The organism is Bacillus sp. CH30_1T, assembly GCF_008364765.1.
Classification (GTDB): domain Bacteria; phylum Bacillota; class Bacilli; order Bacillales; family Bacillaceae_B; genus Rossellomorea.
The window spans coordinates 487,870-507,499 of record NZ_VTUY01000004.1 but is presented as its reverse complement, the minus strand read 5'-3'; the positions used below and the strand labels follow the sequence as shown (position 1 = coordinate 507,499).

27 protein-coding genes and 1 pseudogene are annotated in these 19,630 nt (G+C 38.5%); 8 read left to right on the top strand and 20 right to left on the bottom strand.

Annotated features, from left to right (window positions below; all coding sequences use genetic code 11):
• Positions 1–263 precede the first annotated feature (263 nt).
• Entirely contained in the window at positions 264–650 is a 387-nt protein-coding gene (locus tag F0342_RS10090) for a sporulation protein (protein ID WP_188048483.1), read from the top strand.
• A 47-nt stretch (positions 651–697) separates the two neighbouring features.
• Here the strand turns inward: F0342_RS10090 and F0342_RS10085 are convergent, their stop codons facing one another.
• The 4 genes from F0342_RS10085 to F0342_RS10070 all read right to left on the bottom strand — a co-directional run bounded on the left by F0342_RS10085 (position 698) and on the right by F0342_RS10070 (position 3,840).
• Entirely contained in the window at positions 698–1,399 is a 702-nt protein-coding gene (locus F0342_RS10085) for a nucleotidyltransferase domain-containing protein (protein ID WP_149156077.1), read from the bottom strand.
• A 14-nt stretch (positions 1,400–1,413) separates the two neighbouring features.
• Positions 1,414–2,139 (bottom strand): HAD family hydrolase, encoded by a 726-nt coding sequence (locus tag F0342_RS10080; protein WP_149155817.1) that lies wholly within the window; start codon positions 2,137–2,139, stop codon positions 1,414–1,416.
• Between the two features lie 191 nt (positions 2,140–2,330).
• A complete protein-coding gene (locus F0342_RS10075; RefSeq protein WP_149155816.1) occupies positions 2,331–2,969 on the bottom strand; it encodes a hypothetical protein in 639 nt (212 codons plus the stop codon).
• A 109-nt stretch (positions 2,970–3,078) separates the two neighbouring features.
• The gene (locus F0342_RS10070; protein ID WP_149155815.1) at positions 3,079–3,840 is read right to left on the bottom strand and encodes a class I SAM-dependent methyltransferase; all 762 of its coding nucleotides are present in this window, start codon (positions 3,838–3,840) and stop codon (positions 3,079–3,081) included.
• Positions 3,841–4,088: 248 nt separating this feature from the next.
• Here F0342_RS10070 and safA point away from each other — a divergent pair, with 248 nt between their 5' ends.
• The gene (gene safA, locus F0342_RS10065) at positions 4,089–4,718 is read left to right on the top strand and encodes a SafA/ExsA family spore coat assembly protein (RefSeq protein WP_149155814.1); all 630 of its coding nucleotides are present in this window, start codon (positions 4,089–4,091) and stop codon (positions 4,716–4,718) included.
• Positions 4,719–4,850: 132 nt separating this feature from the next.
• Here the strand turns inward: safA and F0342_RS25350 are convergent, their stop codons facing one another.
• From F0342_RS25350 to F0342_RS10055, 3 genes are all read right to left on the bottom strand, one after another.
• Positions 4,851–4,985 (bottom strand): hypothetical protein, encoded by a 135-nt coding sequence (locus tag F0342_RS25350; protein WP_262481692.1) that lies wholly within the window; start codon positions 4,983–4,985, stop codon positions 4,851–4,853.
• 116 nt (positions 4,986–5,101) lie between these two features.
• Positions 5,102–5,737 carry an FMN-dependent NADH-azoreductase gene (locus F0342_RS10060; RefSeq protein WP_149155813.1) on the bottom strand — a complete coding sequence of 212 codons (636 nt, stop codon included), beginning with the start codon at positions 5,735–5,737 and terminating at the stop codon, positions 5,102–5,104.
• 196 nt (positions 5,738–5,933) lie between these two features.
• Positions 5,934–6,356, bottom strand: coding sequence for a DUF1801 domain-containing protein (locus tag F0342_RS10055; RefSeq protein ID WP_149155812.1), 423 nt, complete (start codon positions 6,354–6,356; stop codon positions 5,934–5,936).
• Between the two features lie 611 nt (positions 6,357–6,967).
• Here F0342_RS10055 and F0342_RS10050 point away from each other — a divergent pair.
• Together F0342_RS10050 and F0342_RS10045 are read left to right on the top strand one after the other, a co-directional pair.
• Complete coding sequence (locus tag F0342_RS10050; protein ID WP_149155811.1) at positions 6,968–7,108, top strand: FbpB family small basic protein; 141 nt, start codon at positions 6,968–6,970, stop codon at positions 7,106–7,108.
• A complete protein-coding gene (locus F0342_RS10045; protein ID WP_149155810.1) occupies positions 7,105–7,494 on the top strand; it encodes a sporulation protein in 390 nt (129 codons plus the stop codon). The genes F0342_RS10050 and F0342_RS10045 overlap by 4 nt, the downstream gene beginning before the upstream one ends.
• 38 nt (positions 7,495–7,532) lie before the next feature.
• Here the strand turns inward: F0342_RS10045 and F0342_RS25345 are convergent, their stop codons facing one another.
• From F0342_RS25345 to F0342_RS10020, 7 genes and pseudogenes are all read right to left on the bottom strand, one after another.
• The gene (locus F0342_RS25345) at positions 7,533–7,664 is read right to left on the bottom strand and encodes a hypothetical protein (protein ID WP_262371695.1); all 132 of its coding nucleotides are present in this window, start codon (positions 7,662–7,664) and stop codon (positions 7,533–7,535) included.
• Between the two features lie 17 nt (positions 7,665–7,681).
• Complete coding sequence (locus F0342_RS10040; protein ID WP_149155809.1) at positions 7,682–8,104, bottom strand: GNAT family N-acetyltransferase; 423 nt, start codon at positions 8,102–8,104, stop codon at positions 7,682–7,684.
• Positions 8,105–8,111: 7 nt separating this feature from the next.
• Positions 8,112–8,249 carry a hypothetical protein gene (locus tag F0342_RS24815; protein ID WP_188048482.1) on the bottom strand — a complete coding sequence of 46 codons (138 nt, stop codon included), beginning with the start codon at positions 8,247–8,249 and terminating at the stop codon, positions 8,112–8,114.
• A gap of 54 nt (positions 8,250–8,303) precedes the next feature.
• Positions 8,304–8,768, bottom strand: a complete 465-nt coding sequence (locus F0342_RS10035) for a GNAT family N-acetyltransferase (protein WP_149155808.1) — start codon at positions 8,766–8,768, stop codon at positions 8,304–8,306.
• A gap of 38 nt (positions 8,769–8,806) precedes the next feature.
• Positions 8,807–9,140 (bottom strand): annotated as a pseudogene (locus F0342_RS10030) (alpha/beta fold hydrolase); the annotation flags it as partial.
• A 61-nt stretch (positions 9,141–9,201) separates the two neighbouring features.
• The gene (locus tag F0342_RS10025) at positions 9,202–9,384 is read right to left on the bottom strand and encodes a hypothetical protein (protein ID WP_149155807.1); all 183 of its coding nucleotides are present in this window, start codon (positions 9,382–9,384) and stop codon (positions 9,202–9,204) included.
• A 52-nt stretch (positions 9,385–9,436) separates the two neighbouring features.
• Positions 9,437–9,898, bottom strand: a complete 462-nt coding sequence (locus F0342_RS10020) for a PH domain-containing protein (RefSeq protein WP_149155806.1) — start codon at positions 9,896–9,898, stop codon at positions 9,437–9,439.
• A 93-nt stretch (positions 9,899–9,991) separates the two neighbouring features.
• Between F0342_RS10020 and F0342_RS10015 the strand changes: the two genes are divergently transcribed.
• Entirely contained in the window at positions 9,992–10,282 is a 291-nt protein-coding gene (locus F0342_RS10015) for a hypothetical protein (RefSeq protein WP_149155805.1), read from the top strand.
• A gap of 444 nt (positions 10,283–10,726) precedes the next feature.
• On the opposite strand, the gene F0342_RS10010 is transcribed toward F0342_RS10015, so the two are convergent.
• The 4 genes from F0342_RS10010 to F0342_RS09995 all read right to left on the bottom strand — a co-directional run bounded on the left by F0342_RS10010 (position 10,727) and on the right by F0342_RS09995 (position 15,923).
• The gene (locus F0342_RS10010; RefSeq protein WP_149155804.1) at positions 10,727–11,596 is read right to left on the bottom strand and encodes a cation diffusion facilitator family transporter; all 870 of its coding nucleotides are present in this window, start codon (positions 11,594–11,596) and stop codon (positions 10,727–10,729) included.
• Positions 11,597–12,340: 744 nt separating this feature from the next.
• Positions 12,341–14,023, bottom strand: coding sequence for an acyl-CoA dehydrogenase family protein (locus F0342_RS10005; protein ID WP_149155803.1), 1,683 nt, complete (start codon positions 14,021–14,023; stop codon positions 12,341–12,343).
• Positions 14,020–15,540, bottom strand: a complete 1,521-nt coding sequence (locus tag F0342_RS10000) for a class I adenylate-forming enzyme family protein (RefSeq protein WP_149155802.1) — start codon at positions 15,538–15,540, stop codon at positions 14,020–14,022. The genes F0342_RS10005 and F0342_RS10000 overlap by 4 nt, the downstream gene beginning before the upstream one ends.
• The gene (locus F0342_RS09995; protein ID WP_149155801.1) at positions 15,537–15,923 is read right to left on the bottom strand and encodes a MerR family transcriptional regulator; all 387 of its coding nucleotides are present in this window, start codon (positions 15,921–15,923) and stop codon (positions 15,537–15,539) included. Before F0342_RS09995 ends, F0342_RS10000 begins: the two co-directional genes overlap by 4 nt.
• Before the next feature lie 173 nt (positions 15,924–16,096).
• On the opposite strand from F0342_RS09995, the gene F0342_RS09990 reads away from it, so the two are divergent.
• The 3 genes from F0342_RS09990 to F0342_RS09980 all read left to right on the top strand — a co-directional run bounded on the left by F0342_RS09990 (position 16,097) and on the right by F0342_RS09980 (position 18,686).
• Positions 16,097–17,056, top strand: a complete 960-nt coding sequence (locus F0342_RS09990; protein ID WP_149155800.1) for a nucleoside hydrolase — start codon at positions 16,097–16,099, stop codon at positions 17,054–17,056.
• A gap of 392 nt (positions 17,057–17,448) precedes the next feature.
• Positions 17,449–18,030 (top strand): helix-turn-helix domain-containing protein, encoded by a 582-nt coding sequence (locus tag F0342_RS09985; RefSeq protein WP_149155799.1) that lies wholly within the window; start codon positions 17,449–17,451, stop codon positions 18,028–18,030.
• A gap of 59 nt (positions 18,031–18,089) precedes the next feature.
• The gene (locus F0342_RS09980) at positions 18,090–18,686 is read left to right on the top strand and encodes a hypothetical protein (RefSeq protein ID WP_188048481.1); all 597 of its coding nucleotides are present in this window, start codon (positions 18,090–18,092) and stop codon (positions 18,684–18,686) included.
• Positions 18,687–18,776: 90 nt separating this feature from the next.
• Here the strand turns inward: F0342_RS09980 and F0342_RS24810 are convergent, their stop codons facing one another.
• On the bottom strand, positions 18,777–18,926 hold the full coding sequence (locus F0342_RS24810) for a hypothetical protein (RefSeq protein ID WP_188048480.1): 150 nt from the start codon (positions 18,924–18,926) through the stop codon (positions 18,777–18,779).
• Positions 18,927–19,003: 77 nt separating this feature from the next.
• Positions 19,004–19,555 (bottom strand): 2'-5' RNA ligase family protein, encoded by a 552-nt coding sequence (locus F0342_RS09975; RefSeq protein ID WP_149155797.1) that lies wholly within the window; start codon positions 19,553–19,555, stop codon positions 19,004–19,006.
• Positions 19,556–19,630: the final 75 nt, after the last annotated feature.

The following is a 19,630-nucleotide window of genomic DNA, read 5'->3' as shown; positions in this document are numbered from 1 at the left end:
TACCTCTTTATGGAACAAATTCCAATTAGCATACTCATCTGGGGTATGATTCATTATATGGAGAATAATGTGTGGGGACCGAACATTGGAAAATTCCAATAATACTTATAAAAGTTCGCGAAATATGTCGAAGAAGGGTTGTAGACAAAGGAGATGCTTTTCTTTTAGAATATAGTCGTAGAAAAGGCGCAGAAAAGTGAAACCAAAGATCTCCTTATTGCGTAGAATTGGTAACTAGATGAATGTGAGGTTGAATGGCTGTTATGTTTAGTAAACTGATGTGCAGGTTCGGTATTGGTGCAACAAAGATTGATTTGGTATTGAACAAAAAAGAGTTCTGCCCAGGAGACGTCATTAAAGGGGAATATGAACTTACAGGCGGACGAGTGGAGCAGAAATTAAAAAGGATCGAGACCGACCTTTTACAGTACGATCAGAATAGTAACCGCTCATCTGTTCTTCATCACAATACTATATTAAGCTCATCAACGATGAAAGCAAACGAACAACGCACCATTCACTTTTCGTGCAGACTTTCAGATTCATTTCCACCGAGTAGTGACAATGTTTCTTATAAGTTTGTCACCCGACTGGTCTTCGACGATGGTGTAAACAGTGTCGATCATGATGAGTTTCAGATAGTAGTATAATGTCAGAATTGAAATGAGCCCTTCTTTCTTTGAAGGGCTTTTATACTTTATTTCTTTCCTAAAGAAAATCCTTCGAACAATCGTCCTCCGTGTTGTTCTAATACAGAGTCCACCAAACTTACAATGGGTTGTTTGTTCCCTTTTTGATAAAACTGGTCGAAAGCTTCCACAAAATCTTCTGCAAAGCTTTCATCATATTCCTTCAATGCCCGTGTTATCCATTTCGAGGCACCAATCCATTGACCTCGGGTTCTGAGGACAAACTCATGAAGGGATTCCCCAATAGAGCCCGCGATAAAAATGCTTTCTCCTCTTTCCTGTGATCCAATAAAATCATCCAATGCATCAGTAAGGAAATATCTCTTCATATCAATCGTTTGACTGTCCCATTTTGGAGGTCCGTCCCTCAAAAGATTATTTGCTTCTTCTTTGAGGCTTGGAATGATGGTATGATCGATTAGGGGGATCCCTTCTGATACCATTCTAGGCAATGAAGGCCGGGCTCTTTGGCAGTCTTTTTGGAAATAGACCTGAATTGTTTTTCTATTATGGACGAAGGCTTCAATTGGCCATCCATGTAAGTTGAAAGATTCTCGGTATTCTGAACGGAGGCTTTCGTCAATGATGACAATATCTAAATCGGATGTATTCGTTTCATCTCCCCTGACTACGCTGCCACCGAGAAGTGCTGCTTGACATGTTGGAAAGGTTTCTAATACAAATTTCTTCGCTGCTTTAATTGCAGGCAGTCTTTTCATTAATATCACACCTTCATTATTAATTCTTTCAAATCTAATAGACGCTTTAACGTATAATCCGGCCGTTCGTGGGGACACTCATAATCAAATTTGTTGATCCATATCGTATCTAAACCTAATGATTTCGCCCCGACTATATCAGTGAAATAATTGTCTCCAATAAATAGTGTGCGATCCGGATTACTTTCAAAAACATCCAGGGTGTGTTGGTAAATTTCCGTATCAGGTTTCGAGAAGCCTACCTTCTCTGAGATTATGACAGAGCTTTTTGGAAAGATAGAGGATAGTCCAAGTCGATGAACCTTTTCGTAAGCATTATATACGGTACCGTTCGTAACAATCCCGACTCCAACACTGCTACTTAATTCCAATAAAAATTCATTCAATTCATGATGAGGATGGATGCGATTGAGATAAGAGCATTGAAAGGCTTTAACGATGGCGAGGGACACTTCCTCCTCTACAGAAATACTGAATTCCTTAAGTGTGTTCTCTAGTCTTTTCAAAGAGAATTCATGGAAATCCAAATCCTTTGAAGAAAACCTGCCCCATAGTAAATGATTATGCTTTAAAAAGGTTTTATAAAATACATTTGGTGCAATTTGTCGCAGTTCAGGAAATTGCTTAAGTGTGTCCCCTACTCCTCTCTCATAAGCTTCCGAGTGACCGAATAAAGTATCGTCCAGATCAAATAATAGTAAGTCATAGTGTTCGAGAGTTAGATGTTTCATATTAATAAACTCCCTTTAATGTTTTGTTATGAAGGAAAGTCCAGGAGTCACCCCTCCATTCACCAGTTGTTATGGTTCAGGGGATAGTCGATCACAGATGAGAATCGAGACATTTGGCTTGCTGAAGTAGACGGTAAGAATCCGGGGAAATGGCTTGAAAATGTCAGTATCAATTCCGTTTATGAGTAACGTTACACATTTTTAGAAACCGGAGTGTGGGATCTTTCTTTTATGCTCTGCACTCCTTGCTTTTCTAACAGTGATAGAATTCTATCCAAGTGTACCTGATCTCTAACTACTACAAACTGTGGTTGAATCCATTTGTTTTTCACCTTCACCTCTAATTTGTAGCCTTGATTGATTTTGCCATCTAAACCGTACAGCTCATGCCACTTAATAATCTTTTCTACTTTATATCCTTTAACCCTGCCCCAGGGAACATAATAGCCATTCAGTATAAGGCCATCAGCTAACAAATAAAAATTCCCACGGTGTTTAATGGAGCTGATCAAAATGAAAAAAAGATAGACAATGCTAAAAATAGATTGATGAAGCATATCGGTCCAGTATACAACCACTAATAAACCAGTTAACAGGCTAATGACACCTACCGTCCCCCATTTAACCCACTGATAAGATTTTGTTTCCTTTGTTAAAGGCTGCATCACCTTGAATTCATTTGGAATCACAATGCTGTTCATATCTTCTTCATTGGTTGGAAACAAGGCATTGACTGCTTTTTCTGCGGAATATTTAAGGTTTAATCGAAACCGTATCAGATACACAATTCCGGTGATGAAGATAACGCTGAACAATAAGTTGATCCACATAATGAAGTCCCCCTTTGAAGTGAACGTAGGAAGAGTTAGATTGTTGCTTTTCGATATCTTCCTCTTCTGTTTTAAGATTATATATAAGATAAGGTTTTATTTTTGTCCATTAATCCTGACTTTGCGCTTTCAGGATGAAACGATTTTGTTTTGCTTCAAAGAATCCCTTTTCTTCGATGGATTGGTGAAGCCTGAACAATGGATCATGGTATTTTTCAATACTGAAATCCGGGACCTGCCAAGGGATGGCTTTCAAGTAATAGACTAGTGCACCAATATCATAAAAGCGTTGGGTAGAAAATTCTTCTTTAGACAAAAGAATATCAAAACCCTCTTCTCCCAATTGCTTATGGGCATAATCAAGGTTCCAATGTAGAAACTCATCATTGATAGGAGCACCGAGGGCTCTATTGATGTCATTACAATCCTCTCCACCTACCTGTTGAGTTAAAAAGGTGCCACCTGGTGATAAAATCCGATTCACTTCACCAGGAGAATAGGATTCGTGTTTGTTGATGATCAAGTCGAATTGGTTTGCCTCAAATGGAAGGTTGTCGTCTCCATCGATACCTTCTACTCTAACTCCTAATGGCTCCAGGCATTTCTTAGCCACAGGAATGTTAGGAGCGTATCCTTCTGTTGCACAAACAGATGGTGGAAAGGGCTGTAGTTTAGAAAGCAATTCTCCTCCCCCCGTTCCCATATCAAGCAGGGATTTCGCATTCCGTATCAGTGGAATGGCCAAACTCCCATACGACCAGGAAATCATTCCAGATTCCATTCGTCCCGTTTCCGTGACAAAGGAAAAGTCCCATCCCGAGAAATGTTTTTCCACATCATTTAATAAACTTTCAAATAATGAAACTGTCATAGAGCTGACCTCCTTACAATCTATAAAACTTACAATACTATTTTAGCAATCACCACTAATAGTTACTATTTTCCATTATACCGAAAAACGACCATGATTTGGTATTTTATTAACTCTGATTATATAGTCACCATCTTTCACTCTGAAATATCCTAGTAATATTTACTATATGTTGATTTAATGGGATTAGCGGAAGGTGGTAACAACTACCTGTTTCAAAATTAACAGAATTATATTTCAATAGAACTATGAAAACTTTAAAACTTTTATCTATCTTATTGTTGTCTGTCACTTTTGTCATTGGTTTTGGTCAAGCTTCTAAGGTTTCCGCAGCAGGTACGTATACTGTGAGTTATGGAGACACAATGTGGAAGATTGCCGTAAAACATCAGGTGGGTGTATCTGAGCTGATTTCGGCGAACCCGAAGGTCAGCAACCCGAATATGATTTATCCTGGACAAACCCTAAACATACCAGGAGCAAATCACACTGCTGAAAGTTATACATACGAAGTGGTGAAGCTGGTGAACCAGGAACGATCAAAAGTGGGTTTACCGCCACTGAAGGAAAATTGGGAATTATCACGTGTGGCACGTTATAAGTCAGAGGACATGATTACGAAGAACTATTTCAGTCACACATCCCCAACATACGGCTCTCCTTTCCAAATGATGAAGGATTTCGGAATTTCCTATCAAGCAGCAGGTGAAAACATTGCCGCTGGGCAAAGAACACCTGCCGAAGTAGTTGAAGCATGGATGAACAGCGAAGGACACAGAAAAAATATCCTTTCACCGACATATACAGAAATCGGTGTAGGCTATGTGAAGGGTGGATCGTACGGTCATTATTGGACGCAAATGTTTATAAAGAGATAAAGCAAGGAGATCCTCGATAGTTATGGAGGGTCTCTCTTTTTTATAGCTATTGAGAAAAGTAATACGATGAAATTCCTATGATAAAATTAATAGATTTCCTGAACGACTTCTAAAATAACCGTGAAACGATTGTCACTTAATGGAAATGACATGTTGGATGAAAACATTGTGTGATCCCGCTTCAGCTCTTTTAGTATCAATAAGATTTTGTAACTTTTCTGATAATGAATGAGAAACCTCAATATCGATAAAAAATTGTTCTTTCATTCTTTTTCCTCCTCTATTCTTCCTTCTGTATGCTCTTATACGAATTTTTAGAGAAAATAGTTTCATTATTATGGAAAATAAAAAAAGAGCCAACCGAAGTTGACTCTTTCATACTATTAGAAAGTTTGTGCTAAATCCTTAGCTCTTTCAATCGCATTTGCTTTGATTTCTTCAGCTTTGTCGGGCATTGCTGCATGACCTTCAACGAATAAGCCTTCGAACGAAGGAACTCCGTAGAATTGCATCATCACGTCAAGATAGCGGTGACCCATTTCCATTACTGCAGCTGGTCCTTCAGAGTAAATACCTCCGCGAGCTTGAATATGAAGAGCTTTTTTGTCAGTTAAAAGCCCAACAGGTCCCTGTTCTGTATATTTAAATGCCTTCCCTGCAACGGACACAGAATCAATATATGCCTTCATTACTGGAGGGAAGGAGAAGTTCCAGAATGGAGTAACAAAGATATATTTATCAGCTTCAACAAATTGATCTGATAATTCACCAAGTCGGCCAACTTTTGCTTGTTCTTCTTGTGAAAGCTCTTCAAATCCTTGCCCGGATTGTAATTTTCCCCAGCCACTGAATACGTCAGCGTCAATTTGTGGAATGTTTTCTTTGTATAAGTCTACATTCACAACTTCGTGAGTTGGATTTGCCTCTTTATATGTGTCAATAAATGCTTTTCCTACTGCCATGCTATAGGATTGTGTATCATCATGCGGATGTGCTGTAATGTATAAAACCTTTGTCATATTGAATCGTCCCTTTCTGATTGTGAATTTCATCATCCAGTTCAATGAAACTAACTTAATTACTTCGAACTGAAATAGTTTTAATTCGAGATTAATATTATAGGATATTTTCTTTAATATCAAATAAAAAGCTTCATTGTAAAAAAAATAAGGAATTAGTCATGGTAATTAGACTAATTCCTCCTGATTATCCTAATTAAGGATTAGGATATGTTTTTTGAAGAAAACTCACAGATTGATTAATCAATTTTTTCAAAACGTCTTGGTCGATATCTGCTACTTTGTTTATGTACACACATGCTTTTCCGTTTGTGTGCTTACCGAATGCCTTCAATAGCTCATCCTTCTCTGGATTCCCTGGGGCAAAATATAGACTTATTTTCGCTTTCCGCGGTGAAAAACCGACTAACGGAGCATCCCCTTCATGTCCTGTTTTATATTTGTAATGATAAGAACCGAACCCGATAATGCTTGGTCCCCACATTCTCGCTTCAAACCCCGTTGTCTCTGTGAAAATATCCAGCAGTTTATAGGCATCCTCGCGTTTTTTTGCGTTCTCCACTGCTTCGATAAATTCAATTACACTGCTGTCATTTTGTTTTGTTTTCAATTCATACATTCGACTGCCCCTTTCTTATTCTCACATTTTATTCTACCCACATAGTTCTCTATTTTCCAGCTCGATTCCTGCATCCTGTGTTAAGTTAGGAATTTATCATGCACGGGAGATTGGTTAATCAAAAAGGAATTTATTGGGTATTGTTTCCTTTACCAGTTAGATAAACACCAAATCATTGAAACCATATCAATATAAAATCGGTAGATATAATATCTATAAACTGAGTGGAGGAACGTGCATGTTAATTCTGATTGGGATTCAACTAATTGTTATAGTTCTTTTTTCATTATTAGGATGGGCGATCCGAGAAAAGAGAAAAAAATTATAGGTTGATTTCGAATCTCTCTACTTCACCCCGACATCCAAAATCATTGACAATCCTCCACCTATCGATTATGATAGTCTCATAATTTAATATTCTCCTAAAGGGGAGTAGCTGTAACAATAAAGTCGTCACTACAGAGTGTATCACTCTCGGCTTTATTGACAACCATGTTGTTAGCGAGACCTTTACCAGTTGGTGAAGGTTTATATATGTCTAAAAAGACCTTTACCGATTCCGGTAAAGGTCTTTTTCTATATCACTTCATTTTGAAAGGAAGTTATCAGCAATGAAAAAATTAAAAACGAACCTCTCTCAACTAATAGAACAAAACAAAAATGAAATATTAAACGATAAAAATGAGATGAACAAAATCGAAGAAAAAATAGATAATAAATATTCTTCAGCAAAAAAGGAGGATGTCAAATGATTTTACGTAAATATATGTCCCTCTTTGGTATTGGCTCTGCGAAGATTGATCTTGTTTTACCTAAAAACTCGTTCAAGCAAGGAGAACTTTTACAAGGATACTTTTTTTTAGAGGGAGGCATTATCGAACAAAAGCTTAGGCGGGTGGAATGTGACCTCGTGATGCTTGATAATAATGGCAAGGAAGAAAAAATCATTGATTCAACTACAGTTTTAAAATCTGATAGCATAAAGGCTGAAGAACGAAACAAATTATCCTTCACCTACCGGATTCCTAAATCTCTGCCATACTCTGAAGAAAACGGGGTTCGCTACCTTTTTAAAACGAAGCTGACGTTCGATCAAGGCGTAGAAAGCCTGGATGAGGATTACATTACAATCAATTGAAGCTAGGCTCCTTATTAGGGAGCCTTCTTCCATATGTATTATTTATTCTTAATTTCCTCGAGAAGCTTAATAATTCTCTCATTTTGCTCAATCATGGTTTGATTTTGCTTTCTGAATTTGGTGAAATCAAATGAAAAGATTAATAGAAAAATGGCTAAAATGATAACCACTTCATGCCCCCCCTTTCCTATCTTCTTTGTTTATAGTAAATAATCTCCGGGTCCCCCGGGTCCAGGTTTTCGATCTTTCCACTTTGAGAATAGCCATTTCCTTGAAATGTTTTATGCATTTGCTCGTTTGATTGATTAGTAGACGAGAAAATTTTTTCTGACGGCGATATTTCTTCAACATGTTTCAATAGTATAGAGGCATTGCCCTTCCTTCTTTCCTCTGGTGAAACAATGATGAGAGAGACGAAAGTGTTTCCGAAAAAGTGGTTGTTAAATATAAGAAACCCGGCAGTAGTCTCTCCCTCTTTAACGACTAAACATCTCTTTTCTAATATTGCCTCCTGGATTTGTTCATACCTGCTTTTGTTTCCAATCACTTGACAATCTATTTGTATAAGAGATTCCAAATCGTCCATTTGTGCATATCCTACGATTCCCATAAGGCTCCTACTTTCTTTTCTTTAAAAATATGGAAAGGAATACGATGATCAGGATTAGTACAACCATTCCAAAGATTAGTATTCCTGCATTTCCTATTAAAAAATAACTGTCATCATAACTGAATATTTCACTTGATGCAGTCAAGTTGCATGGCCTCCTTTACATAGAAAAAGACACCTGGGTGTCCTTTGTTCAAACTTAAAGAGTCTTTGACATCAAGACATTGGTCACTTCGAACCCTGTATTCTGGTACAAGGAAAGAGCAACTTTGTTATGACCAAATACATGCAGCGATATTTTTGATATATCTTTTTCCCTCGCAAATGAGTCCAGGGACTTTAATGCTTCTTTTCCATACCCCATCCCTCTTTTGCTTCCATGAATCTTAATATCATAAATGAATGCTACTTTACCGTCCTCCTGTACATTAATCCATAAAGCCCCTACGCCTTCCTGGTTTTCACCATCAATTAAAGTAAATAAATAATGATCCTTTGACTCTAGTCCATTAGGAAGTAATTGATTAAATTCGTTTTCGGCCTGCTCTAATGAAGATTCCTTTTGGAAGTTACCGGCTTTCGTCTTTTCCTCTGCGTACTCTTTAATAGATTCTTGAAACCAAAGAGTATATTCATGATCTTTCATTGCTTGTAATAGAATCATAGAATGAGTGCCTCCTCGTGTGTTTCCTATTTCCATCGGTTCCTGGCATAGTGAAGAGCGACAAAGCTCCCCCATGAATGAGATAAGAAGTAAAAAGAATCTATTTCAAGAAGAACAACTACTTCATTTATCCAATCAGCCATTTTTATCCATTTCATAGTCTTTTTCATTTTCAAAAGGAGGGGTTTTACCATGGCCAGGTGCATCAATTGAAATGATCCTGTAATCCTCTTTTAATTCCTCAGCCACTTCAGTAAAACTGAGACTGGTACTACCAAGTCCATGCAGGCAAAATATTACAGCATCAGAAGGGTCTCCCCATTCTGTAATATGAATGTCCAAATTTCGGTGCTGAATATAATAACGCTTCAACGGTGTTCATCTCCTATGTATTACGAATACCGTCTCTAGTAAAAAAACAGAAGGAAGCAAATTATTCGCCTCCTCCACCGCCAAATCCGGTATCGCAGCCGCCTGCTGAATCATGGCCGCCATCATAAGGACCATAATAGCCCCCATCCCCACTTCTGCCGCCTCTTTTTGATGGATGGGAAAGATTTAAAGCAATCAATGTGAAGACGATTGGGATTAGTATAATGAATAATATTCCTGTCATGATCATCACCTCTTGATATTGTATACGTTTATAAATCAAACAAGGTTTCAGATTATTTAGAATTGATTTGGGGTGAACTTTGAATGAACAAATGGGAACAGCGTTTATCCAGCTCAGATAGAAAAAGCTCCTTGTCCCAAGGTGAAATCTTAACACTCCCCCAAAACCCGGTTCGGTAATAGATTTCAAGGGCATCCCTGGAAGACAAGATTCTGTATCCAGAGTAAATATCCCGGGTAGTTCTCACTCTGGTAAGATCACCATAGAAAATTCGGCTCCTGAATGGACCTCCTTTAATATATAGGTAATCTTCGCACAACTCATATTGCTGAAAGAATCCTGTCCATATAATGATGACTGCTGAAAAAGCATATAAGCTTATAACGACAATGATGTCCATTATGGATGGACGACCAATAAAAATAAGTGGAATCAAATATACAATGGAGATAAGAAGCAATGATATGAAAATCACAGAAATAAAAAATCGATCAATTTTAGAGCGAAATTTCATTATATATTCATCCCCTTATTTGCTGTTTTTTGACTTTCAGCGTTATGACCTGCTTGTTTGGAATGAACAAATTGGTTCATCCAGGAAGTCCATGTGTATACGAAAATGCCTGAATTATTTTTGATCGCTTTGGGAATTAGCATAGAATTTAGTATTCTTCTAGTTTACCATTACCATCCAATCCTTTCACGTGATAGTAAAGTATTTTATCAAGATGTAGCCGTTACACTCTCATCTGCCAAGCCTAGTTCCTCTGGATTAATCTTTGAGGTGTGTGGAAGGGCACGTAAGGCTTTGTTTAAGATCCATACTAGGGAAATAAATAAGATTCAACCGGCACTCCCGATGTATACAGCCGTGCTGCTAAATATTTCAGCAAGATAGCCACTGATAAGGGATCCGAACGGTATGGTCATTGCCCCTAGAGATGCTGTGACAGAGAAAATTCTTCCGAGCAGATGTTAAACCCAGAGATGATTGGCATGATGATAAGTATGAACGAAACTGTTAAATACCCCAATAAATGTGCCAATGGAATTATCAAAACCAGATTATTTAACATCACCTGGTTATGTTACGCAAAAGGTTTTTTACCTAATTTTCGAATTAATTGAAATTTTTTCTGATTGGAATACGTATTTTTAACCGGACAGAATCAACTGAATGTATTTTTGATGCTAAATTCATCGGGTAATTCAAATCGGTGTTTTTATTAATATGAATTGACATCCATCTAAAAGGACCCATGTCGGGTCCTTTTGATGATTACTAATTTATTCAGTTTATAATTGCAGCCTATAAAAAAGTATATGTGAAACCTACTACCCATTAATTCGGCTCCACATGTACATGTACATCGTAGACTTCATGCTTCTTCATCAATTCTCTCTCTACAACGCTTGAAATATCATGTGCCTGTTTAATATCAAGTGTTGACCTTACTAAAATAACCACATCCACGACAGTGTTGTTCCCATAGTTTCTCCCGCGTATATCCTTTACCCCTTTTACACCAGGGATGGTTAGAATGGTCTCTTCATATGTTTGAATCAACTGTTCATCAAATCCGTCTGTTAAATAGTGTGAAGCTTCCCGGAAAATATTCCATGCGGTTTTACAAATTAAGAGGCCTACAAGAACGGCCGTCAGAGGGTCTAACCAAGGAAGATAGAATTGGGCTCCAAGAATTCCGACTACTGTTCCGATACTCACCCATGCGTCTGAAAGATTATCCTTGGCTGCAGCCATAAGGGATTGACTGTTTATTTTTTCAGCCAGTCTTTTGTTATAGCGATATACCAGATACATGACGATAGCTGCACCCACCCCTGTCCATGCTGAAAGAAGATCTGGTGATTGGGTATTTCCGTCAAATACAGACTGTATGGCATTATATAGTACTTGAAGTCCTACAATCATCATGATGAATGAGGCAATTAGAGAGGCAACGCTTTCTGCTTTCCAGTGACCATAGGGATGATCCTGGTCTGCAGGCTTTCTGGAATATTTCAGTCCAATAAGTACAGCAACTGAAGCGACAATGTCTGTCGCGTTGTTCAAGCCGTCTGCTTGCAATGCTTCTGAATTGGCAGTGTTGCCAATGATAAACTTTATTATTGATAATACGATGTATGCAAGGATACTGATGATAGCTCCGCGTTCACCTAATTTTAACTGCTTATATTTTTCTTGATCCACTGGTTAAATCCTCCACACTTTAATTGTGTTTATCATATCAATCCGCATTCATGTGGGTCTATAGCAACCTTCTTTAGTTGAGCTATCTTATTATGAAGAGGTTAAAAATGTTTAGTTGAGTAAACTTTTATGAGTTCATAAAAAATAGGACTGCGAGTGCAATCCTATTTGTTCCTGAAATTGTTGATTCCTATGAATCTTTCACTATTAATCAACAATATCAGCTGAAAAACTAGGTTTTGTCAAGCCTGCTTCTTCATAAACGGTTTATGATCTCCATTTACGGGCAGTCAGTATTTTTGATAAATGTATCGATTGATTTCGCTGATAAAACGAAAATTTCGCTGATATCCAACTCTTGGACTGAAGTACACAAGCACAAATACTTCTGAAATAGCATGACCGATCTTCCATATAGGATCTTAAGTTGAATATGAGCTGATTTTTCTCAATAATACATCAAATCTACCTCAATCCACCTTTAAATTTCAGCCTTCACATTTTAGTTTTACAAATAAAAAATTTATCAGAATAACCACTCTAATGCTGAATGTATGGAAAGAAAAGTTTTGGTTACATTGAATAATACAATAAGTCAAAACGGGAGGTGCCCTTTCTTGTTGAAAAAAGAATGCTCATGTAAGCAATGCACATGTAAGACGAAAAAAGAATGTGATTGTCCTTGCTGTTGCGAAAAATAATATTAGCCCCTAAACTCCATCTGAGCTTAGGGGCTAATTATTTTTATACTTTTACACTTACACCAACAATTTCATCGAAATATTGTACTGATTTCATTTCCTCATCAATCCATTCGGTTTGTTTCCATGTATGCTCGATAAACACTTCAGCAATCATTCGCTTCCTATCTCCCCCTATTATATGGGCATCCTTAAGTGCGATGACACTTTCGAAGATATTGGCCATTAACTCAGCGATTCGTTTTGAATGATAAGTTTGCGTGTTGACGTCCCCCACTGCTACTTTTTCCAATAATTGTTCTAGTTTTGCGATACCGTCTGTAACTGGGGTACTAAACAACAGAAGCTCTTCTGGCAAATTGGATAACTCTTCTTTCATTTTGACCAAAAAGTACTCATGAGCACGATGCTTATTCATTAATCTTAATACTTCAAGTCCTAAAATATTCGCTGTTCCTTCCCACACCGTCAATACCTGGGCATCCCTAAGTAAGCGAGGCAAAACAAAATCCTCGATGTAGCCATTTCCTCCGTGCATTTCAATGGCTTCGTGAGAGAAATGAATCGCTTGCTCTGCTGATTCCTTTTTCAAAATCGCAATAAGTAATCTGTTTAGGACGGTTTCTTCTTCTGTCGTCAGGGTATCGTCTGAAACGACACGGTCGAACAGGTGGACAAGATGAAATACTGCACTTGTTTCTACCTCCTGCTTGGCTGCAAGACGAGACAATGTTTCTTTGATCATCGGATATTGGGTCAATGGCTGACCGAATGCTTCACGATAGAATGCATAATTTCTTGCTTCTAGATAGGCTCTTCTCATGATTCCGATCGAGGCAACGGCATTGCAGACACGGGAGAGATTCAATGCCTCCATCATATAATAGATGCCGCGATTCTGTTCTCCTATAAGATAGGCTTCAGCTCCTTCGAATTCCACTTCTGCTGATGGGACCGCCCGGACACCCAGTTTATCTTTCAATCTTCTAATGTGAATGCCATTCAGTGAACCATCATTTTTCCTCCAAGGAACCGCAAACAGACTGAGTCCTTTCGTTCCATCTCCAGAACCATAGATACGGGCAAGCACCATGGTCACTCCGCACATTCCTGAGTTGGAAGCAAAATATTTTTCACCAAAAAGCTGATAAGTATCACCATTTTTGACGGCTTTTGTATCATTGGCACCAACATCAGACCCTCCTTGCCGTTCCGTTAAGAATGTAGCTCCCTCATATAATTCCACTTCTCCTGTGGATAGCACATGGGGCAGAAACCTATTTTTCACCTGTTCCGAACCATACTTTTCAAGAAGCAAAGCAGTAGCCATGGATAAAGTGACCGGACAATAAAATCCAGGCTCTGTTTGAGATAAGAGATAGCCTTGAGCATAGGAATACACATAGTTCCCTTTGTGACCGAGGGAAGGAATGTCTTTATGGATATATCCGACAATCCCCCTGTTATAAGTTTGTTCGACCGTTTTCTTATATCCTTCATTCACCCAAATTTCAGAAATTTCTTCTCCCAATCGGTTGTACTTGATCAGTCTTGGCTGCCCTTCACGGTCGGTGTGTACGGCTCGATCATCAATTTCCCCTGCACATAGTTCACCGAATGCGTCAAGCTCTTGGTCAGCCCAGCCGAAAAAATCTTTGTCCAGATATTGCTTCATGAGTTCGTTGAAATGAGGATCTTCTCGATAGAAGTTTTCAATTTTTTTCATAATCTTACCTCCTGTATTTCGTCGCGCAATACTTGTTTCAAAATCTTACCCGTTGCATTACGCGGTAGTGCAGGGATCCCTTCATACAGTTTAGGAATTTTGTAGCTTGCCAATTTTCCAGCTAGATAAGCTTTACATTCCTGGGCAAGTTTTTCTCCATCCAGTGAACTTACAATATATGCTTTTACGGTCTCCCCCCACTCTCGATGAGGGACACCTACTACTGCTACCTCAGAAATTGCTGGATGCTTGATCAATTGCTCTTCAATTTCTTTAGGATAAACATTTACGCCACCTGAAATAATCATGTCCTTCTTCCGGTCGACCACCCAGATGTATCCGTCTTCATCCGTCCTCGCGAGGTCACCCGTTTTCAGCCAACCCTTCATGTAAGTCTCTTTTGTCTTTTCCGGGTCTTTGTAATATTCTTTCATATTTCCTTCCCCGTAAAGGAGTATTTCTCCTACCTCATTGACCCCTACCGGTTCTCCATCTTCATTGGCAATGATGATGTCGGTTCCCAGGGCTCCTCTCTTACCGATGCTTCCCCCTTTTTCATGGTGTTCATCGGCGGTTAATAAAGTCCCGCTTGGGCCAGCTTCAGTTAAACCGTATACGCAATGAAGGAGGTCCGTCCCTAATTTTTCTTTAATATAACTAATTTCTTCGGTTGATACGGGTGCTCCGCCGTAGACCCAGTATTTCATGGATGTAAGGTTATGGGTGTCGATGTTTGGCATTTTGGCAGTGAATAGGTAGGCAACAGGTGCTCCGAAGAAATGGGTAATCCTTTCTTGATCGACAAGCTTGAGTAAGCTTTCTGGTGTGAAGGTTGGTGATAGGACGTGGGTACTTCCCACATAGGTGCCGGCAACAAGAAAAAGGTGAAGCGGTGCAGAATGACTGAGAGGCATCATGTGTAGAATTCTGCTTTCTGGCTTCATTTCAAATTCAACACACATCATGATGGATACAGTAAGTATGTTTCGATACGTGAACAGGACGCCTTTGGGTTGACCCGTAGTGCCGGATGTATAAAGGATTGTCGCTTCATCATCTTCGGTTAATGGACAATCGATTTCATCTGTCCTTCCTTCTTTTAATAAGGTTTCAAAGGACTTCCATGAGTCTTGGGCATTTCCTGTTTTCACGCACAATAGCTCATTGGTTTTTAAATCCCTACAGGTTTCCCATAACCCTTCGTGAACGAGAATGGCTTTTGCATCGCTGTGATCCGTTATGTATTGAAGCTCTCCTTGTGTCAGTTTCGCATTGACAGGGACAATGATGGCCCCTAGCCGGAGAACGGCAAAATAGCTAATCACAAATTCCTTTGTGTTTGGCATGAATAACACCACTTTATCTCCAAGACCGATACCGCGATGATGTAAACTTGAGGCAAATTGATTAACTGCTTCATTAAGTTGTTGGTAGGTTAACACTTCTCCTTCTGTAACTATGGCCTGATGTGTTGGATATTTACGGGCATTTCGTGACAATAAACGTGAAATATTCAATCTGATGTCTCCCCTGTCTCATTTAATTTTCTGGTAAACTCATCCCTTAGTTCTTCCATTTCTGTTCTCATGGCTTCGAGCTCTTCAATAAAGGTTGTCACCTCCTCAATTCGTTTGGTTCCATATTCAATCGTGCGCTCTAACTGCTTCCTTCCAGTTCGATCCTGATTAAATAATAGGACCATTTCTTTGATTTCATCCAAAGAGAAGCCAAAGCGTTTTCCCCTGAAAATCAATTTCAGTTTCGTGATATCACTCTTTGAATAGATCCTTCTTCCTGACTCGCTCCTTGCCGGTTGCAACAAATTTAGCTCCTCATAATACCTTATCGTGCGTGTCGTTACGTTAAATTCCTTTGCCAACTGAGTTATTGTGTATGTCATAGGGATCATCTCTTTGTTAGAAAATTTTGATACTTCAAGTTTACCATTAACGTTAACGTAAAGTTCAACTATTTTTTTATAAGTTTTTGGTTCTTTGGTAGGGGTCCCTTTACACATAATCAGAATACTGTTTTCCATATACTAGAAATAAAGATTGCAGAGGTGGTGAGTGAATCATGCAGAAGGTATTGTTATTTGCAGATATTGGAATCGATGATACGATTGCCTTGATCTATTCTTACCTAAGTGAAGAGATTGAACTGGTCGGAGTCGTAGCCGATTATGGAAATGTCCCAAGATCCCGTGCTGTGACAAGTGCTCACTACCTTATGAAACTGTTGAACCTAAGAGATCAGATTCCAATTATTGGTGGAGCAGAGGTTCCGATGACAGCAGAAGAGCCTAAATTCTATCCTGAAATACACGGAGAATATGGACTTGGACCAATTAAGCCTAGTCTGTATGAAGGTATTATTGAAAATTTCTTTGAGATTATTAGATTGATTGAGAAGTATGGGGATGAACTGATTATTGTAAATGTTGGAAGGCTGACGTCCCTTGCGAATATGTTTATCTTATACCAGACTCTTATGAACAAAGTAAAAAAGATTTATATTATGGGTGGAGCATTCTGGGTACCGGGAAATGTAACGGCGGTATCTGAAGCAAACTTTCATTCTGATCCGATTGCAGTTAAGATTGTTTTGACATACGCGAGTAACCTTACCATCATCCCTCTAAATGTAACTGACCATGCAATTGTAACACCTGAAATGGTTGATTACATCGAGTATAAGGGCCGATCTAAGCTTGTTAAGCCTCTCTTAGACTATTACTATGGGTATTACAAGGAGCGAAACCCATTAATTAAAGGAAGCCCAGTACATGATGCACTCACCTTGATGACAGCCGTCAATGAAGATATGTTCACGTTTCGAAATTTACCCGTTCATGTGGTGACTACGAGCTCTGGCATCCACCGCGGACAAAGCATTGCTGATATCAGACCGTACATTCAGTTCGAAGAAAAAGCAAAAAAGCATCGGATTGCCTTCTCTTTCGAGTATGGGATGTTTTTCGAACGATTTATGAATGTGATGACCGGGGAATCATTTGATAGAAAAAAGGAATGATCTCTTTATATAGAGGTCCTTCCTTCTCATTATATCAGCTATTTATTTCAGGCAGTGCATATGAAAACTTCTTCATTTCGTCCCTCCTACCAATTTACGGGAGATCACTGCCGATCGTCTCGCGATTGAGTGTGGATTCATAATTACTACCTCTTTCTTTTCTTTTTTAATAAGTATTCTTAATAGTAGTACAACTTTATTCTAGTATTCTTTCAGTCAGGTAGCTATCGGGGTTTTGATTAGGTCTTTGCGACTGATTGAAATCACATTATCAATTAACATAGACCTATTTTTCTTCGATAATTAATAGAAAAACTACTAAATGGACAAATTTCAATTGGGGTTATGATAATATTGGATGAATTGGAACGATTGCAAAAGGGGATGAGATCATGCTGGAAGGTAAAATTATCAAGTTCTATAGAGAACATCGAGAGATTAAACAAAAGGACTTGGGAGAAGGAATTTGTTCCACTACCCATATTAGTAAAATAGAACGAGGACTTACTGAGGTCTCAAAAGAAACAATCCAATTATTAAGTGATCGATTAGGAATTCAAATGGAAAAGGAATTAGAGAATTATAAGAGTATCGATTCCCTTCTTAAAGAATGGCATGAATCAATCATTAAGAAGCTGCAGAACAAGGCAGATTCTATAAAGAAAAGACTGGAAGGGTTTCATTTATTGCAGATCCAGGATTTTTATCGAACGTATACCTTGATTCTTTCTAGATATCATATATTTTCCGGAGAAAATCAACTTGCGAAACGTCTCATTAAAGAAATGGAGATGTGGTCAGAACTTAGTCCATATGAGCATAATATGTTGCTGCACATAAAAGGAATTCATCACATGAGGATAACTTCAAAGCCATTTCAGTACTTAAGAAGATTAGCCTGGACGACTATTCTAACCGGGAATGTTATTATGATTTGGCCGTTGCCTACCATTCCATTCATTCAAATGTATTAGCCTACTTTTATGCGAATAAAGCATTGCAATTCTTTGTAGAGAAGCGCAGCTTCTCCCGGATGATCGAGTCAGAGATGCTGATGCTGTTACAACTTGAACAATCCGATGATTCCAATGTGGAAGGCAAAGAATACCAACGATTAATAGACATGGCTGAAGCCTACGAACTGGAGTACCAACGAGCACTTCTTCACCATAACTACGCCTATCACCAACTCAGAAGTGGTGAATTCAAGTCAGCAAGCGAACTATACAAAAAGTCCGTCAACAACACCCGTCAACCCCAAGACCCAAACTACCTCGGTTCACTTGAAGGATACATAAATGCCCTTACCAAAGAGGGACGGACCTCGAAAGATGATTTACTACAAATTATAGAAGAAGGCTTGACTCTATCAAAAAAAACTGAAAACAAAACGTTCTATCACTTCTTTACGTTACACAAATTGAATGTCAATGAGGACAAAAAAGGGTATTTTGATCACTTGGAAGAAAAAGCCTATCCTCATTTTCAGGAAACGGGCTACGTTCTCCCAATGGAGCATTACGGCGTTTTGCTGTTTGATTATTATATGGAAAAAGGAGATGTGGGGAAAGCGAACGTTTATGCCAGAGGTCTAATGGAGAAGTTCCGAAAAAATAATCAATTTGTATAACCTCATAACAAAACGCAATGGAGAGGTCTCCATTGCGTTTTTAGTGCTAATTTTCATGTTAGTTTAAAAAAAGCCCCTCTGCACTTTCTACTACCTTTCATGATTCACTAATTTCTTAATATCGTCTCTCAGCTCTTTGATAGTCGCATTCATTTGTTTTTGTTGTTTTCCCATTGCGAAAATCTCCATGCTACATGCGATGAATAAAAGGAATAAAATAATATTGATTAGTTCCATCATTGGTATACCCCCTAGAAGAGTCGTTCTTCGCTAGGATACCATAATCAACCAAAAATCGCCTCTGCAGATGTTGTGTTTTACTCCAATAATGATTTTGAGTAAACGATCGGAGCGTCTATGCAACTCTTTGAATCATCGACTAATTCAATTAAAGCAATCCCGATTATCTTCGCTTTAATTAAGTCTCCTCTTTCTAAACAATGCTTAAAGCCCTGAGATAATTTTTCCGGCGAGAGCTTATTGGCTAAAGTGCAGTGTGGGATCCATTTGTCAGGAAGATAGAGTGGATTAGCTGTTTCACTGAATTCTCGAAAAAAATCATGATGATCCGAATGAAAGTTTAGCAGTTCTCTTGTGATGGTCGGGGAGAAAAATAGAGTTCCGAAGTTTAGAAATGAACCGACGGTGTTGAAGGTGATATCGATCGTTTTTTTATGTTCATAATACTCCTCTAATGCTTTTATGTATTTGTGTTTATCTAATTCTTTATAACTCCCTATCGTAATATGGGGACGCGCATCGTTGATTTCTTCCTCATAGTAAGAAATATTTCTTACAGTAAGTTCCTTCCATATTTCTTGTATCAACTCTTCAGTCTTTTCATCGAAAAGAGCGATTACCCAGTACATAGCTTAACCACCTTTCCTATTATACGGATTGTTACTAAGCCCTTCTTCCTTATACTCTAACATAGTCTTTCTTTC